We start from the raw sequence: 17255 nt of genomic DNA, 5'->3' as shown, positions 1-17255 counted from the left end.
GCCATCTTGCGCAAAGTTAGGTTAAAACTGTCATCCGTTGACCGCCGACTGCCACTTGTGGACTTAATCTATCCAGCGAGAGAACCACTGAATACCGAATGCGCCCGGGGCCAAAATGCCAAAGGCCCAAATGAGGGCAGAAGTGATATTAGCCAATTGAAAATAGAATTTTGGCATGGCACAGATACCGGCAACCAAAGGAACGACTGCACGTAATGGGCCGAAGAAACGGCCGATAAAGGCACCAAAAAAGCCCCAACGCTCAAAGAATGCATGACCGCGCACGAGTAACTGGGGATTGCGAGAGAGTGGCCACATTTTGCCGACACGGTCTTTGTAATGGATACCAACCCAATATGAGACCCAGTCGCCAAAAAAAGCACCGGCGGCGGCGGCGGCCCAAATTGGCCAGAATGAGATACCACTTTCACCAATTAGCGCACCCAGTCCGAGCAAGATAACCGTTGCAGGCAGCAGTAAAGAAAGGAAGGCGAGGGACTCACCAAAAGCGAGAATAAAGACGATAGGCATGGCCCATGACTCATGTTCACGAACAAAATCAATAATGATAGTAATGATGTCATTCAGGGTCACATGCGTTTTCCTATTGTTAAGAAAGTGGTCATTAGCATACTCAATGTATCGCTATTTTGGCTTAACAAATAATAAACGGCCGGAGGATCCCGACCGCTTATATAGATTAACGCGATGAATCAAGGGTATCAGGCGTTGGCAGTTACCACTTTATTACCAGCCATCTCGGCAGATCTGCGGATCCACAGTTCACGCCATTTTTTCAGTGCTGATATCAGGATAATAACGCCCAGTGTCATCATAATAATAGAGATAATACCGTTGAACAGATTGTAACCCTTCGCTGCTGAATTGAAGTACACGTGAGTGATCATCCAGTAGCCCGCATAGTTTACGGTGACAAACAGATAAGCGAGAGGAATCACACAGGTCAGCATATAGATACGTTTGGTTGCTAAACGCAGAATAATAGTGGCACCAATGATTAAACCAACAGAAGCCATTAACTGGTTGGATACACCGAATAGCGCCCAAACCGAATTGATGTCACCCGAGTTAAGGAGATAACCCCATAACGCACAAGCGATAACACTACATGCCAGGGTGCCAGGTAACCAGTCGGTGCGTTTTAGTGGTGCCCAGATGTCACCCAAGAAATCTTGCAGTAGGTAGCGAGCAACGCGGGTGCCTGAGTCAACGGCAGTTAGGATAAATACAGCTTCAAACATAACAACAAACTGGAAGAAGTAAGCAGCCATGCTGCTGAACCATGGCACACGAATAAAGATATCCGTCATGCCGACCGCTAAGGTTACAGCACCACCGGTGCGGCCATACAGGTCCAGACCAATTTCCTGACTCAGTTGTGGCAGGTTAACCACTTCCATACCCAGTAAACTCCATGCTTCAGCGGAAGAGTTAATGGCAAAATAGTCAGCAGGATGCAGAGAGGTTGCCGCAATCAGAGCCATTACCCCAACCATACACTCGGCCAGCATCGCACCAAAGCCGACAGGTAAGATATCGCTCCATTTGTCGATCTGTTTTGGTGTTGTCCCTGAACCGATAAAGGCATGGAAACCAGAAATAGCACCACAGGCAATAGTAATAGAGATAAACGGCCAGACTGGACCTGCCAGCACTGGGCCACCACCATGGATAAATTGTGTTAATGCTGGGAATTGAATTTCGGGGTTAATAAATACAACACCAACAATCAGCGCACCGAATACACCGATCTTCATAAAACTAGAAAGATAACCGCGAGGGGTCAGTAACATCCAAACAGGTAAGGCGGTCGCAAAGAAAGCATACATTGGCAGAATAATGCTGACGGTATCGGCTTTCAGCATTAACCAATCGCCAAGCCAAGTGCCTTCAATGTATGGGCCAACAAATACGCACACCATGATAGCGGCGATACCGACATAAGAGGCCCCTTTCATGCTACCTGTCATGCGTTCCCATAAACCTACGCAGATAGCGATCGGGATTGTCATGAATACCGCGAAAGTACCCCAAGGGTTACGTTCCAAGGCATGTACCACAACCATTGATAACCCGGCCATGGTGATAGTGATAATGAACAGCATGGCAAGACCGGTGCACCAGCCAGCCACCGGACCAAGTTCTGATTTAGCGACTTCTGATAGGGATTTCCCTTGATGTTTCATTGACGCAAACAGAACCACAGTATCGTGAACAGCACCGCCAATAACACAACCAATCAGTAGCCACAGGAAACCGGGTAAATAACCATATTGGGCTGCCAGTACCGGGCCAACCAAGGGGCCAGCCGCAGCAATTGCTGCAAAGTGGCTACCAAAGTTCACCCATTTTTTAGTCGGAACGTAATCTTTACCATCTTCAAAGGTGTGGGAAGGTGTGACTTCACTGTCATCGACCCGCAGTACCTTACGAACAAAAAAGATACCGTATAAACGGTAGCAGATTGTCAGGATACACGCGGACGCGATAACAAAGGTAATCGCATGTTGCATGAGCATTCTCTCCAGGGAATTTGTCAGGCGTTAACATACGCCTGACGCCTAAGAGAAATATCAGCGATCTGGTTAAGCGGTAGTTTGTATCATTAAGCGGTTAAAAAGAGCCACTCAGTGGTGGCTCAGTACGAGATAAAAGCGGATGAATGGCGTGCAGGAAAAAAATCACTCTAAGAAGTAGGCCTGTAACTTTTCACGCTCGATACTGCCTAGGCCAAATTCATGTTGCAACCAATGCTCACGGCTACCATATCGCTCTTGAATGCTGCGCAACGCAGTTTGAATAAACTCTTCTTTGGCTGACAATACGAAAGCAAATTGTCCTAGCGCCTCATCGTTGAGTTTCAGTGACAACTCAGCCAGCATATGTTCACGGAAAGGCGTCAGTGTGGTTTCGGTCAACAGGTAATCTTCCAATACTGTTGATTCGTCGGCACCTAGCGCGAATAGCACCAGCGCAGAACCCACACCGGTGCGGTCTTTCCCGACAGCGCAATGCTGTACGACACTGGCAGCAGTATGTTCTGGCGAAGCGCAGTTTTGCAGCAAACCCGTCAGTTGCTTATAAGCCTGATTATTAAACGGTAATCGGTGATAAAGCTCTAACATAAAAGCACGGGCATCAAATGCCGCTAACGTCTCATTAGTTAGTTTTTCCAGATTGGCATTCACCTCGCTACTTAGCGGGTTGGCTGGAGTGTTGTGGTAACTGGCCCCTTGCCACACCACGTCGGGCTTGGCCTGAACTTCATCAGCATCACGATAATCAAGAATTTGAGCAATGGGGCCGCGACTGAGAACATCACAATCTTTGGCACTCAAGCGATCAAGTGAACCAGAGCGAAAGAGTAGGCCGCGCTTGATGCGCCGACCATCAGCGCCAAGGTTGCCACCGAGATCACGAAAGTTAATACCACCATCCAGTTGCAACAGGGAAGGATGAGAGAGCGCAGGTTTCGTCATGTTTTCCTCTTATTATTGTCCTTTATGTGAGCTACGACCTTACCAGATAACCGGATAAAATAAAAAACGGGCCAGTAAACTGACCCGTTCCAGACGGCTGACAAACCCTGATGACTCTATCTTGAGCGGTGAGGATAGGCAGAAGAGTCCAGCGCCGCGCCAGGGATGTACTGACGGCGTCTTGACGATCTGCCTGTTCTCTCCGTTGTAGCCACTTAGCCCATAAACGGAGAACTGTTACAGCAGGTGCCGTGCGGCTTCTACCACAATTTTCACCGCGTGGCTTTCGGTTGCTTTCATGGTTTCTTCGTTCGGGATCTCTTGCTGGGTGCGGTTTACAATCACCCCGGCGACCATACCAGCGCGCAGGCCCTGGCTGGCACACATGGTTAGCAAGGTTGCAGATTCCATTTCATAATTCATCACGCCCATAGATTGCCACTCTTCCATTGAACCTTTAAAACGGCGAACAACACGGCCAGAGAAAGTGTCGTAACGCTCTTGTCCTGGATAGAAAGTATCGGAGGAAGCGGTAACACCAATGTGGGTAGTTGCGCCCACTGATTTTGCGGCATTAACTAGTGCGGTTGTGCAGGCAAAGTCCGCCACTGCTGGGAACTCCATTGGGGCAAAGTGCAGGCTGGCACCATCTAACCGCACCGCCGCCGTGGTGACCAAAACATCACCAACATTAATATGTGACTGAATAGCACCAGTAGTACCAATACGTAGGAAAGTCCGAACACCGAGCTGCGCTAACTCTTCAACAGCAATCGACGTTGAAGGGCCACCAATACCGGTTGAGCAGACAATCACAGCTTTGCCGTCTAATTCAGCGCGCCATGAGGTAAATTCACGATGAGAAGCCAGATGTACTGGGTTATCCATCAATTTAGCGATTTTCTCAACACGTTGCGGATCACCCGGCACGATAGCCAGAGTTGCCCCTTGCAGATCATTTTTAGTCAGGCCCAGGTGAAAAACGTCGGATTTAGCCATGTGTGAGACTCCTCTTTCATGAGAGATGTTGTAGGGGGTACAAAGAGATACTTTACTCAAAATCATCACATTATTTCGTGATGATAGTCACTTTGATAAAAGAAATGGTAATAGCCAATACATTATAACTGTGAACAAGATCACATATAGCATCAATTAAGGCTATTTATCATCCAAAAACAGCCCGTTGCAGTCGCCATTTTGTATGTGAATGACAATGATAGAACTCATTGATCAATGTCGTACCAATATCTTTTCAGTATTTGTCAGCCTGACTTATCAAATTCCCTTTATGTCACCACAAAGTCATTAATCACGACAAAACCTGACCTCATAAATCTCAAAGATTACCTATAGTTAAATTCGGTAGCGCATAACACAGTAGTAATAATTTAGTGACGGCAGTAATAGCTTATCGGGTAACTTTTCCTCATCTGCAAGGAGACCACAGTGAAAACTGATCTACTTATGACTCTCAGGCAGGCAGCAGGCGGCTTCACAGCTGCGGTATCACCATTAGCCTCGACGACCCGCCATACCGATCAACAGGGTATTCACTGCGGAGAAACCACCATTCCGTCTCAGGGTGATGAATTGCCGGCTTATATTGCCAAGCCCGCCCAGCACACTGGGCCATATCCTGTAGTGATTGTTGTGCAGGAGATTTTTGGTGTGCATGAGCATATACAGGATATCTGCCGCAGGTTGGCGAAGCAGGGATATCTGGCTATCGCACCGGAGCTATATTTTCGCCAAGGTGATGCCAAAGAGTATGATGATATCAATGCGTTAGTTAAAAATTTGGTTAGCAAAGTACCCGACCGCCAGGTCATGGTCGATCTTGATCACGCGGCACACTGGGCCTCTCGCCATGGTGGTGATACCAGCAAATTGGCGATTACAGGATTTTGCTGGGGTGGTCGCATTGCCTGGCTATATGCCGCCCATAATCCGCAGCTCAAAGCCGCCGTGGCCTGGTATGGCAAATTGGTGGGCGAAAAAACCTTACTGTTACCCAAATATCCGGTTGATGTTGCCATCGATCTCAGTGCGCCGGTACTGGGGCTGTATGGCGGCAAAGATGGCAGTATCACACCAGAGCACATTGACACTATGCGGCAGGCACTACGCGCCGCCAATGCTGATGCCGAAATCATTGTTTATCCAGAGGCAGGACACGCATTTAATGCCGACTATCGCCCCAGTTATCATGCAGACTCTGCGCTGGACGGCTGGCAGCGGATGCTCGATTGGTTTGCTCAGCACGGCGTGGCCGCCAATCCGGTAGCTGAAGAGGGCAAATAGCCACCATAAAAAAGGGCGCAATATGCGCCCAAGTGTCACCACAGAGAGTTAATGGGTATCAATCAGATCTGCTCTTCACGCAAACGCTGTGCAGCCAGCACCATGTTGGCCAATGCCTGGCGGGTTTCCGGCCAGCCACGGGTTTTCAGACCGCAATCTGGGTTAACCCACAACCGTTCTGCTGGGATACGCTGAGCGGCTTTGCGCAGTAGCGCTTCAATCCACTCCACACTGGGCACATTCGGCGAGTGAATGTCATAAACGCCGGGGCCAATCTCATTGGGATAGGCGAAATCTTCGAATGACTCCAGCAACTCCATATCTGAGCGGGAAGTTTCGATGGTAATCACATCCGCATCCAGCGCAGCAATGGAATCCATAATGTCATTGAACTCGCAATAACACATATGGGTGTGAATTTGGGTATCGTTCTGCGCGACTGCTGCATTCAATTTAAAGGCATCGACTGCCCATTGCAGATAGGCTTGCCAATCGGCGCGGCGCAGCGGCAACCCTTCACGCAGTGCTGGCTCATCAATCTGGATGATACCAATACCTGCTTTTTCAAGATCTTCCACTTCATCACGCAGTGCCAGCGCAATTTGTTTGGCGATGGTTTCGCGGCTGACATCTTCCCGTGGGAATGACCAGCACAGAATGGTGACCGGCCCGGTCAACATGCCTTTTACCGGTTTGTCCGTCAGCGACTGGGCATATTTCGCCCATTCAACTGTAATGGCTGCCGGGCGGCTGATGTCACCAATAATCACTGGCGGCTTGACACAGCGGGAGCCGTAGCTCTGCACCCAACCATTTTGGGTAAACACAAAACCATCCAGATGCTCACCGAAATACTCCACCATATCATTACGTTCAGCTTCACCATGTACCAGCACATCCAGACCCAAACGCTCCTGCTCCGTGATAGCTTGCTTGATATGCTCGCTGATACCGGTGCGGTAGTTTTTCCCATCCAAACGACCCTGTTTGAAGTCCAGGCGCAGGCCACGGATCTCGGTGGTTTGTGGGAATGAGCCGATAGTGGTGGTCGGCCAGGCGGGTAAGTTAAAGCGCTTACGCTGAGCTGTTGCACGGGCCTCATAAGGCAGTTGGCGCTCAATATCTTGGGCAGTGATTGCCGCCAGACGTTGTTCCACTTGCGCATTATGTACACGGCTGGAGGCACGGCGGGCGCGGATTGGCGCACTGTAAGCGGCCAGCTCCGCCCGCTTGGCTTCACTCGGTGCATTCAGCGCCTGAGTCAGTAATGACAGTTCAGCACATTTTTGCAGGGCGAAGGCGAACCAGCTTTTCACCTCGGCATCAAGGCGCGTCTCTTCACTTAAATCAATCGGGCTATGTAATAGGGAGCAAGAGCTGCCAAGCCATAACGGGCGGCTATTAATCAGTGGTTTCAGGCGTTCAAACCAATGACTGAGATCAGCACGCCAGACGTTACGGCCATTGATAACCCCCAGTGATAGCAGCCACTCTTTTGGCAGTTTTGCATTCAGAACCGCAATATCATCCTGGCCGGCAACCACATCCACATGCAGACCTTGCACCGGTAATGCCCGAATAGTGTCGAGATTATGGCCGATGCTGTCGAAATAGGTGGTCAGCAGCAATTTAACCTGGCCCTGCAATGCCTGATAAGCCGGTTGATAGGCATCCAGCCACTCTGGCGGAAGTTCCAGTACCAGTGCCGGCTCGTCAATCTGCACCCACTCAATGCCGCGCTTAGCCAGTTCAGCCAGAACTTGCTGATAAACCGGCAGAATATCTTTCAGCAATGAGAGGCGATCGAACTGCTCACCTTTCACTTTACCCAGCCACAGGTAAGTTACCGGGCCAAGCAGTACAGGTTTGATTTTGTGGCCCAAGGCCAGTGCTTCATCCACTTCATCCAGCAGTTGAGTCCAGCCCAGTTTGAACTGCTGGCCTTGCTGGAACTCCGGCACCATGTAGTGATAGTTGGTATTAAACCATTTGGTCATTTCTGCCGCAGCCGCGGGTGTGCCAGTGGGGGCGCGGCCACGACCAATGCGGAATAGGGTATCCAGATCAATCGAGCCATCGGCATTCTGATGGCGCTCTGGGACATTACCCAGCAGCAAACTGGTGGTCAATACATGGTCATACCAGGCAAAGTCACCCACTGGCACTAAATCAACGCCAACTTGCTGCTGTTGTTGCCAATGACGGGCGCGCAATTCACGACCCACATTGAGCAATTCCTCTTGTGTCGAGTTGCCTGCCCAGTAACTTTCTTGTGCTTTTTTCAGTTCACGTTTCAGACCTACACGCGGAAAACCCAGTGTGTGATTTAAAATTGTCATCGTCATATTTCCCATTTAGCCATCCAGATGTTTACACATCCATAATCAGCAGGTACTGTATAATCCACAAGCGCAATTTGTTCACTGTCACTGTGAAGGACTCTCATGATCGAACTGAAACACTTACGCACCCTGCAAGCTTTGCGTAATACCGGCTCACTGGCGGCGGCGGCGACACAACTTCATCAGACCCAATCGGCCTTGTCCCATCAATTCAGCGATCTGGAACAACGTCTGGGCTTTCGTCTATTTGTGCGTAAAAGTCAGCCGCTGCGCTTCACCACGCAGGGAGAGATCCTGTTACAGCTGGCAGAGCAAGTGCTGCCACAGATCAAGCAGGCACTGCAAACCTGCAACGAGCCGCACCAAACCGCACTGCGTATCGCCATCGAGTGCCATAGCTGCATTCAATGGCTAACGCCAGCACTGGATAACTTCCACAAAAACTGGCCACAAGTGGCGATGGATTTCCAATCTGGAGTGACCTTCGACCCGCAACCCGCCTTGCAGCAAGGGGAGCTGGATCTGGTGCTAACATCAGATATTTTGCCGCGCAGTGGTTTGCACTATTCGCCCATGTTTGATTTTGAGGTACGTCTGGTATTAGCGCCAGACCACCCATTAGCCAATAAAGCCCGCATCGAGCCGGAAGATTTAGAGCCAGAAGTGTTGATGATCTACCCGGTGCAGCGGCAGCGATTAGATATCTGGCGGCATTTCCTGCAACCGTCAGGGGTCACCCCAGTGCTGAAAAATGTCGATAACACCCTGCTGCTGATCCAGATGGTCTCCGCACGGATGGGGATCGCCGCACTCCCCCATTGGGTGGTGGAGAGTTTTGAACGTCAGGGGCTAATTACCACCAAAACATTGGGGGATGGCTTATGGAGCCGGTTATACGCTGCCGTCCGTGATGGAGAGCAGCGCCAACCGGTGACTGAGGCATTTATTCGTTCGGCCCGGCAGCACGCTTGCGATCATCTGCCATTTGTAAAGAGTGCGGAGCGACCCAACGCCGGTGTACCCATAGTGAGGCCATTATCACAGTTGCCCCAATGATAAAGCTGGGCCAATGGGGTTTTTCCTGCCAGATGGCCAGATTCACCAGTAACCCAGCCGGAACATGCACGTTATTCATGATACCTAAGGTGCCGGCATCGACCTGTGTCGCACCATAGTTCCACATGAAATAACCTAAGCCGGAAGCGCCAATGCCAAGCCACACCAGCACCCCCCATTGCAGTTCAGTGGTCGGTAGTTTTTGTGGATTGCCAAAAGCAAACCAGGCAAAGACCGCAACCAAAAAAGCACCGACATAGAACCATGAGAAGGCCACATGCTGCGGGATCGGGTGGAGTTCCATCAACCGCTTATACCCCACCTGCCCGATGGCAAAACAGAGATTTGCCGCCTGTACCAGCACCAATCCCCACCAAAAATGCTCGCTCAGGTGGTCATAGCGAATGATAGCCGCCCCCACCACCGCCAATAGTGCACTGAGAGCATAGCCCCAACGCAGGCGCTGACGGCGCAGCAAATCATAAATTAAGGTGACATATAGCGGGGTCATCACGGTAAACAGCAAAAATTCCGGCACAGTCAGGTAGAGATAGGCGCGGAAGCTGAATAAGTACATGATACCTAATTGAATTGCGCCCACCACCATATACAGCAGGATCACTCGCCAACTAATATTGCGCCAACGCAGGAACGGCAAAAAGACCAGCGCAGCCAGCCCAACCCGCATCAACACGGAGAACCAGCTATCCACCTGCCCTGCCAGATATTCGCCAATCAGGCTAAAAGAGAATGCCCACAAAATGGTGGTAATGACCAGTAATGGCACGATAATTTGGCTCAATGAGGTGATAAAGTGCCATTGTAGCGGAAGTGAGGGAGCAGTTTTGGGCGAAGTGGGTTTACGATTGGTTAAAAATAAACCCACCGAGCTATCTAGCGCACTTTTACATCGCCGAGCTACATCCCGACCCCAATAATGGTCAAAATCAGGGGGGTGGTGACCGCGGCCAGCACCGTGGACATCACCAGACTGGCGGCAGCAGGGCCAGTTAGCACATTAAACTGGCGCGACATCAGATAGACATTCACACCTGTCGCCATTGATCCCAGCAATACCACCACCTGGGTTTCCAGCACTGGTAGATTCATCGCCCATGCCAGCGCCCAAATCACCATGGGTTGAACAATCAATTTGAGCAAGCAGATGGCGCTACTGATTTGCCAGCCTTCGGTGACTCGGTACTCCGCCAGCCCCATTCCCAGCACAATCAATGAGAGTGGTGGCGCGACTTGCCCCAGCATGGTAACCGGTTGGTCGATAAACTGCGGCAGTTGCAACCCCGTCAGGCTGAATAAGGTGCCGGAGATAATCCCAATAATCAATGGGTTGGTCAGCACACTACGCGCCGTTTTCACAAAACCCGCCATGGTCGGTGAACCATTGCGCGCCCACTCCACCGAAATTGTCACCAATGTCCACAAAATCAATCCGTTAAACACCAATACCAGCGCCACTGCCGGAATGGACTTCTCCCCCAGCATAATGGTGGCGATGGGCAGCCCTAACATCACGTTATTGGAGAAAATCCCGCCGAGAGCAAATACCGAGCCGGATACACCATCCAGATGAAATACCCGACTGGCGATAATTCGCCCGATAATAAACACCACCAGGCAGCTACCAAAAAAGGCGATCAACAGACGTGCATCTACCGCTGGGCGCTCGGAGAAGTCGCACATCATACGAAACAGCATGGCGGGCAGCGCGAGGGAGAAAACAAAGCGGGTCAGGCCATCAGTGATAGTGGATGGCCACTTACCGAATCGCACCAAGCAGTAGCCCAGTGCAAGCAGAACAAATAGCGGTGAAGACAAGACAATCTGGTGCCAGAGCGAAATAACAAAGGCGGGCATGGTTTACTTCCTGTCAGACCGGGCCAGGTCAGCCCGTAAATGTAAGAATGGCTGACCTGCTCTGTTCCTGTTCTGTTTATATCAAAGTCATTGGAGTTAGAGGTAGGCAACCAGCAAGCGAATCCCGATGAGCATACTCAAGTATGTGATTCTGGTGAGTGAGCGCAGCTAACACCCCTGTAGCTTCAAGGACGAGGATATATTAAATCTATACGGTCAGTACAGATACAATCAACGCCCCAATTTAACAACTCCTGCGCTCGGGTGGGCTGATTGACGGTATAGACCAAAATACGCAGCCCAGCGGCCTTGAGCTGCGCCACTCGCTCAGCGGTCAGTTGCTTGTGATTGATATGCAAAGAGACGCAATCCAGCTGCTGGGTCAATACCGGCCAATTATCATCCCATTTATCCAGCAATAGCCCACGTGGCAGCTCCGGTGCTGCTTGCTGCGCGGCGGCTAAAGCATCAAATGAGAATGACGACAACAGCGGCGGTATCGCCTGATCTTGCCACAGCTGACCCGCCGCCAGCGCGATAACTCGCCCGGTGACCACTTCCGCACCGCGGGTCGGCTTAATTTCGATATTCGCGGCCATGCCGTATTGCGCGCAGCGCGCAGCCACTTCTGACAGCAGTGGTAAGCGCTCACCCCGGAATTCCGGGCTATACCAGTCGCCCGCATCCAACTGAATCAGCTTCTCCCACGGCAAATCACCCGCAACACCCCAACCATTACTGGTCCGCTCCAGCGTGTCATCGTGCAGCAGAAATATCTGGCCGTCTTGCGATAACTTGGCGTCGAACTCAATCATTTTGTGACCATGACGCGCGCCGACCTCAATGGCCGCCAAAGTGTTTTCCGGTGCCAATGCACCACCGCCCCGATGGGCAACAATCGGAGGGTAAGGCCAATTTTTACTCATGCTTCCATCCGTAGTCCGCTATCTGAATCAAAAAAGTGCAGCGCCGCAGGGGGCAGGGATAAGTGCAGCACACTGCCCGCCGCCGGCATCTCTTCGTGGGATAGACGGGCAATGATACTCTGCCCGCCCCACCGGCCGTGCGCCAGATTGTCCGCCCCCAATAACTCCAGCGTTAACAGCGCCATCGGCACCCCCAGCGCTGAAGTTGTCTGCTGAATATGCTCCGGACGGATACCCAGGGTCAAGCGCCGATCGGCCCATTGTGGCCGAGGAGTTTCCAGCGGCAAGCGCACTCCATCAGATAAAATAAAGGCGCAGCCATCAGCACTGACACTTCCGGCAAACAGGTTCATGGCGGGTGAGCCGATAAAACTGGCGACAAACAGTGATGCGGGCCGCTGGTAAACTTCGCTTGGTGTGCCAATTTGCTCCGCCACCCCTTTGTTCATCACGATCACCCGCTGAGCGAGGGTCATCGCCTCCACCTGATCATGGGTCACGTACAAACTGGTGGTTTTCAGCCGACGATGCAGCTGTTGCAGCTCCAATCGCATCTGCACCCGCAACTTAGCATCCAGATTAGACAGCGGCTCATCAAACAAGAAAACCGCCGGTTCGCGCACGATGGCCCGCCCCATCGCCACCCGCTGCCGCTGACCGCCCGATAGCTCACGCGGTTTGCGTTTTAGTAGCGGCTCCAGCTCCAGAATGCGGGCCGCTTCATCAACGCGCTGACGGATCTGCTCTTTGCCAAAACCGCGGATTTTCAGGCCATAAGCCATATTGTCAAACACGCTCATATGGGGATAGAGCGCATAATTCTGAAACACCATGGCGATGCCGCGATCTTTCGGTTCCAGATCGGTAACCCGCTGATTATCGATATAAATATCGCCACTGGTGGTACGCTCCAGCCCCGCTACCATGCGCAGCAGAGTCGATTTACCACAACCGGAGGGGCCAACCATCACGATGAATTCACCGTCGGCGACATCTAAATCAATCTGCTTAATCACCGGCGTGATGCCATCGTAAGATTTAGTTACTGCCTGAAGCTTTAAACTTGCCATATCAGATTACTTCTCACTGTCTACCAGGCCGCGAACAAACCAGCGCTGCATCAGAAGAACCACCACGACCGGTGGAATTAAGGTCAGAATCATCGCCGCCATCACCTGATTCCACTGGGTGGGTGCGCCCGAGCTGGAGATCATGCTGCGAATTCCCGCCACCGCCGTGCCCATGGAAGCATCGCTGATAATCAGGATTGGCCAGAGATATTGGTTCCAACCATAGATAAATGTGATAACAAACAGCGCGGCCAAATTGGTTTTTGACAGCGGCAGGACGATATCCCAGAAAAAGCGCATCGCCCCTGCGCCGTCGATGCGCGCGGCTTCCAATAGCTCATCCGGCAGGGTCATAAAAAACTGGCGGAAAAGAAAGGTGGCGGTGGCTGACGCCATCAGCGGCAGGGTCAGTCCGGTGTAGCTATCCAGCATATTCAGGTTTGCAATCACCTGAATTGTCGGGAAAATTCGCACTTCTACCGGCAGCATCAGTGTCAGAAAAATCAGCCAGAAGAACAGATTGCGCAGCGGGAAGCGGAAATAAACGATGGCGTAGGCCGAGAGCATCGACACCGTGATCTTGCCGACGGTAATTGCAAACGCCATCACAAAACTGTTCAGCAGCATCAGCCCGAAAGGTGCGCTGTTATTGCCCACCCCCGCGAGCCAAATGTGGCTAATGTTCTGCCACAAATGCGGCCCAGGGATCAGGGTCATCGGCACCTGAAACACCTGAGTGTCATCTAGCGAGGCCGCCACAAAGGCCACATAGAGCGGGAACAGAATCAGTAGCACGCCAATTATCAGCATGATGTGACAAAAAATATCCAGCCCACGACGATTCTCAATCATTGGTAACGCACCTTACGCTCAATAAAGCGGAACTGGATAACCGTCAGGCCAATCACCAGCAACATCAGCACCACCGATTGGGCAGCAGAGCTGGATAAATCCAGTCCGGCAAAGCCTTCGCGATAGATTTTATAGATCAGTGTGGTTGTCGCCTGCATCGGGCCACCGCCAGTCGCCGCATCAATAACCGGGAAGGTATCGAAAAAGGCATAAACCAGATTCACCACTAGCAGGAAAAAACTGACCGGGGATATCAGCGGCAAGACCAAATTGAAGAAGCGGCGTACCGGCCCGGCACCGTCAATGGCGGCGGCCTCAACCAGTGAGCGCGGAATAGATTGCAAAGCCGCCAGGAAAAACAGGAAGTTATAACTGATTTGCTTCCAAACCGAGGCCAACACCACCAAAAACATCGCCTGCCCGCTATTTTGAGCATGATTCCAGTTGTAACCCAAGGTGGCAAGAAAGTGGGTTATCAAACCTAGCCCCGGATTGAACAGAAAGATCCACAAAACAGCAGCCACCGCAGGGGCGACGGCATAGGGCAGAATCATTAAGGTTTGATAGATACGGCTGCCGCGCAGCACATAATCCATCATGGCGGCTAAAAATAGCGACACTATCAGGCCAATCCCCGCCACCAATGCACTGAAGATCAGCGTGGTGTAAAACGAGGCTAAATAGTATTCGTCCTGAAAGAGCTGAACAAAGTTGCTCAGCCCGACAAACTCGCTGGAGAGGCCGAAGGGGTCCAGCATTTGCACCGAATACCACAGGGCTTCGCCAGCAGGCCACAGGAAAAACACGGCCGTAATAGCCAGTTGCGGGAAGACCAACAGGTAAGGCAACCAACTACAGGAGAAACCGGGACGGGAGGATGACATAAAATTAACCGTTTATCTGACAGGTGCTCGTGTGACACAAACCATTTGCCGTGACAGGCACTGCCAGTTTGGGGGCGAAAACCGCGCCCAAACTGGCCAGTAGCGTCGCTGAATAACTCTATTTATTCGCCTGCTCGAAGCGGCGCAGCAACACATCACCCCGCTTCACTGCGCCATCCAATGCCTCTTGCGGGCTCTTTTTACCGGTCCACACCCCCTCCAACTCCTCATCAACCACGGTGCGGATCTGCGGCATATTGCCCAGACGCAAACCCTTGGTATAAGGCAATGGCGGCTTATTCAACATTTGGCGCGTAGCAACATCAGCACCGGGATTCTTCTCATAGAAGCCCTGCTGCTTGGTTAGCTCATAAGCGGCGGTGGTGATCGGCAGATAGCCCGTCTTCTGGTGCCATTCAGCCGCGATCTCCGGTTGAGCCAGATATTGCAGGAACTCAGCTACCCCCTGGTAGGTCTCTTTATCTTTACCATCCATCACCCACAAGCTGGCCCCACCAATAATGGCATTTTGTGGCGCATCTTTCGCATCGGCGTCGTAAGGCATCATGCCAACACCATAGTTAAATTTCGCGTATTGGCGGATATCGGCCAGTGAACCGGAAGAGGCGGTGGTGATGGCGCAATCGCCACTATAAAACTTGGCGGTCGACTCATCTTTGCGGCCAAAATAGGTAAAATCACCCTTTTTATTCATATCCGACAGCAGTTGAATATGCTTCACCTGCAATGGCTTATTGAACTCCAGCACCGCATCAGTACCATCAAAACCATTATTCCGGCTGGCGATCGGCTGACCATGCCAGGCGCTGAAGTTCTCGATTTGAATCCACCCCTGCCAACCGCTGGCATAGCCGCAGCTTGAACCCGCAGCCCGTAGCTTAGCGGTATCTGCCGCCAGCTCTTGCCAGGTTTTGGGCGGCTGATCCGGGTTCAGACCCGCTTTTTTGAAGGCATCTTTGTTGTAATACAGCACTGGGGTGGAGCTGTTAAATGGCTGGGATAGCAAATGACCTGTTTTGGCGTCGGTGTAATAACCGGCTACTGTCGGCACGAAAACAGATTCATCAAAATTAATATTGGCGTCTTTAAACACCTGGAATACTGGCTTGATCGCCTTACTGGCCATCATGGTCGCCGTGCCCACTTCATAAACCTGCAAAATGGCCGGCGCTTTACCGGAACGGAAAGCCGCAATCCCCGCCGCCAGACTCTGCTCGTAGTTGCCCTTATAGACAGGGACGATCTTATAATCGCTATGCGACTGGTTAAAGCGGTCAGCTAATGAATCCACCTCTTTACCTAACTCCCCCTCCATGGAGTGCCAAAAAGGAATCTCCGTTACCGCCATGGCATTGGCACTAAATACTAAAGTCAGCGCGATACAAATCGATGTTTTACTAATAGTATTATTAAACATAATCCGGCCCCTGAATAAATCTGTCTGACTCACCTCAATCAATTGCAGTGGATGAGCAATTTTGTTCGAAAGCAAACATGACACCACTTAGTGACAGAAATATAACTTTTACATGACATAAAAATGACAAGTCACTAATGGAAAAACAAAAATGACTTTTTAACGCTAGGATTAATTAAATAAACTTGTAATCTAAGTTAATAAAGAGTCAATTAACAAAATGCATTAGCACATTAGATTACTCATAGTGATAAATATAATTTTTATATATCTCAGCAGTTACTCAGATTAATTTTTTCTCCTTAATGCGACCTGTTAATTATTGAGCCACCTGATATGCCGTGATAGCATCACCTCGCCCTGATGGATGAATTATATTAATGCGATTCTATTAACGCCCAACCTATTATCGCTACTATATATATCCATCAAATAAGCATCATAGAGTATGATATTGCCTTCTCAGGTATCATCTGGAGCAAGGCTTCATTTAAACATTAAAGGACTATTAGGAATTTATGATGAAAAAGACCCTACTATCTATTATGACTATGGCAATATTGGCTAGCAGCACAGCGGCTTATTCAAACGCAGTAACCAAAGATATTATAGTTGAAGCAACAATCCCGGCGACATTAGATATGACTGATGCTCAGGGGAAGGCAATTAATATCACCCCTCTGAAAATGGTGCACGACCCCGATAACGGCGCTTACACAATAACTCAGCCAGTCAGGTTCAGAGGCAACGGTGACGGCTTGAAGGTTACTATGACCGAAGAACTCAAGCTAGAAGAAAAAATAACCAAAAAAGATTTTGGCAAGATTGACCTAAAACTGGGTACACACGATCTGAAGGTTGGCGAGGTTATTGACTTCGGAAATGACGATCTTAACAAAGATGTTAACTTAGTTATTTCGGGTAAAACACCAATTGATGCTGTGGGAGGAGATACATATAGTGGCACCCTTAAACTTACTTTAGAACCTAACTCTTAATTACCACCAT

The 17255-nt window shown here is 50.6% G+C and carries 15 protein-coding genes; 3 read left to right on the top strand and 12 right to left on the bottom strand.

Going from position 1 to position 17255, the window contains the following annotated elements; genetic code table 11:
- Positions 1-63: 63 nt before the first annotated feature.
- From HRK25_RS07635 to udp, 4 genes are all read right to left on the bottom strand, one after another.
- Complete coding sequence (locus HRK25_RS07635) at positions 64-594, bottom strand: DedA family protein (protein ID WP_005274769.1); 531 nt, start codon at positions 592-594, stop codon at positions 64-66.
- A gap of 128 nt (positions 595-722) precedes the next feature.
- Positions 723-2534, bottom strand: a complete 1812-nt coding sequence (locus tag HRK25_RS07630; RefSeq protein ID WP_004875871.1) for a carbon starvation CstA family protein — start codon at positions 2532-2534, stop codon at positions 723-725.
- 168 nt (positions 2535-2702) lie between these two features.
- A complete protein-coding gene (locus HRK25_RS07625; RefSeq protein ID WP_005274771.1) occupies positions 2703-3500 on the bottom strand; it encodes a tyrosine-protein phosphatase in 798 nt (265 codons plus the stop codon).
- 237 nt (positions 3501-3737) lie between these two features.
- Positions 3738-4499, bottom strand: coding sequence for a uridine phosphorylase (gene udp / locus HRK25_RS07620; protein WP_004875869.1), 762 nt, complete (start codon positions 4497-4499; stop codon positions 3738-3740).
- A gap of 450 nt (positions 4500-4949) precedes the next feature.
- On the opposite strand from udp, the gene HRK25_RS07615 reads away from it, so the two are divergent.
- Complete coding sequence (locus HRK25_RS07615) at positions 4950-5804, top strand: dienelactone hydrolase family protein (protein ID WP_032898001.1); 855 nt, start codon at positions 4950-4952, stop codon at positions 5802-5804.
- A gap of 62 nt (positions 5805-5866) precedes the next feature.
- Here HRK25_RS07615 and metE read toward each other — a convergent pair whose 3' ends face one another.
- Positions 5867-8143 carry a 5-methyltetrahydropteroyltriglutamate--homocysteine S-methyltransferase gene (gene metE, locus HRK25_RS07610; protein ID WP_081444624.1) on the bottom strand — a complete coding sequence of 759 codons (2277 nt, stop codon included), beginning with the start codon at positions 8141-8143 and terminating at the stop codon, positions 5867-5869.
- 105 nt (positions 8144-8248) lie between these two features.
- Here metE and metR point away from each other — a divergent pair, with 105 nt between their 5' ends.
- Positions 8249-9202 (top strand): HTH-type transcriptional regulator MetR, encoded by a 954-nt coding sequence (metR, locus tag HRK25_RS07605; protein ID WP_005274777.1) that lies wholly within the window; start codon positions 8249-8251, stop codon positions 9200-9202.
- On the opposite strand, the gene HRK25_RS07600 is transcribed toward metR, so the two are convergent.
- From HRK25_RS07600 to ugpB, 7 genes are all read right to left on the bottom strand, one after another.
- Entirely contained in the window at positions 9090-9989 is a 900-nt protein-coding gene (locus tag HRK25_RS07600) for a carboxylate/amino acid/amine transporter (protein ID WP_032898018.1), read from the bottom strand. The two genes, metR and HRK25_RS07600, sit on opposite strands and share 113 nt — an antisense overlap.
- A gap of 131 nt (positions 9990-10120) precedes the next feature.
- On the bottom strand, positions 10121-11077 hold the full coding sequence (locus HRK25_RS07595; protein WP_005274779.1) for an AEC family transporter: 957 nt from the start codon (positions 11075-11077) through the stop codon (positions 10121-10123).
- Between the two features lie 185 nt (positions 11078-11262).
- Entirely contained in the window at positions 11263-12003 is a 741-nt protein-coding gene (gene ugpQ, locus HRK25_RS07590) for a glycerophosphodiester phosphodiesterase (protein WP_032898002.1), read from the bottom strand.
- Positions 12000-13073: a sn-glycerol-3-phosphate import ATP-binding protein UgpC gene (locus HRK25_RS07585; protein ID WP_005274782.1), complete on the bottom strand. Its 1074-nt coding sequence runs from the start codon at positions 13071-13073 to the stop codon at positions 12000-12002. Before HRK25_RS07585 ends, ugpQ begins: the two co-directional genes overlap by 4 nt.
- A 6-nt stretch (positions 13074-13079) precedes the next feature.
- Complete coding sequence (gene ugpE / locus HRK25_RS07580) at positions 13080-13925, bottom strand: sn-glycerol-3-phosphate ABC transporter permease UgpE (protein ID WP_032898003.1); 846 nt, start codon at positions 13923-13925, stop codon at positions 13080-13082.
- Complete coding sequence (gene ugpA / locus HRK25_RS07575) at positions 13922-14809, bottom strand: sn-glycerol-3-phosphate ABC transporter permease UgpA (RefSeq protein WP_005274787.1); 888 nt, start codon at positions 14807-14809, stop codon at positions 13922-13924. The genes ugpE and ugpA overlap by 4 nt, the downstream gene beginning before the upstream one ends.
- Before the next feature lie 118 nt (positions 14810-14927).
- Positions 14928-16247, bottom strand: coding sequence for a sn-glycerol-3-phosphate ABC transporter substrate-binding protein UgpB (gene ugpB, locus HRK25_RS07570; protein ID WP_005274789.1), 1320 nt, complete (start codon positions 16245-16247; stop codon positions 14928-14930).
- A 518-nt stretch (positions 16248-16765) separates the two neighbouring features.
- On the opposite strand from ugpB, the gene HRK25_RS07565 reads away from it, so the two are divergent.
- Entirely contained in the window at positions 16766-17245 is a 480-nt protein-coding gene (locus HRK25_RS07565) for a CS1 type fimbrial major subunit (protein ID WP_081444622.1), read from the top strand.
- Positions 17246-17255: the final 10 nt, after the last annotated feature.

The sequence above is a fragment of the Yersinia bercovieri ATCC 43970 genome, from assembly GCF_013282745.1.
Classification (GTDB): domain Bacteria; phylum Pseudomonadota; class Gammaproteobacteria; order Enterobacterales; family Enterobacteriaceae; genus Yersinia; species Yersinia bercovieri.
This window is presented reverse-complemented; position numbering and strand designations above follow the sequence as displayed.

Coding starts and splice junctions, on each gene's coding strand:
- HRK25_RS07625 (WP_005274771.1), bottom strand. CDS start 3,500: ATGACGAAACCTGCGCTCTCTCATCCTTCCCTGTTGCAACTGGATGGT.
- HRK25_RS07630 (WP_004875871.1), bottom strand. CDS start 2,534: ATGCAACATGCGATTACCTTTGTTATCGCGTCCGCGTGTATCCTGACA.
- ugpA (WP_005274787.1), bottom strand. CDS start 14,809: ATGTCATCCTCCCGTCCCGGTTTCTCCTGTAGTTGGTTGCCTTACCTG.
- HRK25_RS07565 (WP_081444622.1), top strand. CDS start 16,766: ATGATGAAAAAGACCCTACTATCTATTATGACTATGGCAATATTGGCT.
- metE (WP_081444624.1), bottom strand. CDS start 8,143: ATGACAATTTTAAATCACACACTGGGTTTTCCGCGTGTAGGTCTGAAA.
- udp (WP_004875869.1), bottom strand. CDS start 4,499: ATGGCTAAATCCGACGTTTTTCACCTGGGCCTGACTAAAAATGATCTG.
- ugpQ (WP_032898002.1), bottom strand. CDS start 12,003: ATGAGTAAAAATTGGCCTTACCCTCCGATTGTTGCCCATCGGGGCGGT.
- HRK25_RS07585 (WP_005274782.1), bottom strand. CDS start 13,073: ATGGCAAGTTTAAAGCTTCAGGCAGTAACTAAATCTTACGATGGCATC.
- ugpE (WP_032898003.1), bottom strand. CDS start 13,925: ATGATTGAGAATCGTCGTGGGCTGGATATTTTTTGTCACATCATGCTG.
- ugpB (WP_005274789.1), bottom strand. CDS start 16,247: ATGTTTAATAATACTATTAGTAAAACATCGATTTGTATCGCGCTGACT.
- metR (WP_005274777.1), top strand. CDS start 8,249: ATGATCGAACTGAAACACTTACGCACCCTGCAAGCTTTGCGTAATACC.
- HRK25_RS07595 (WP_005274779.1), bottom strand. CDS start 11,077: ATGCCCGCCTTTGTTATTTCGCTCTGGCACCAGATTGTCTTGTCTTCA.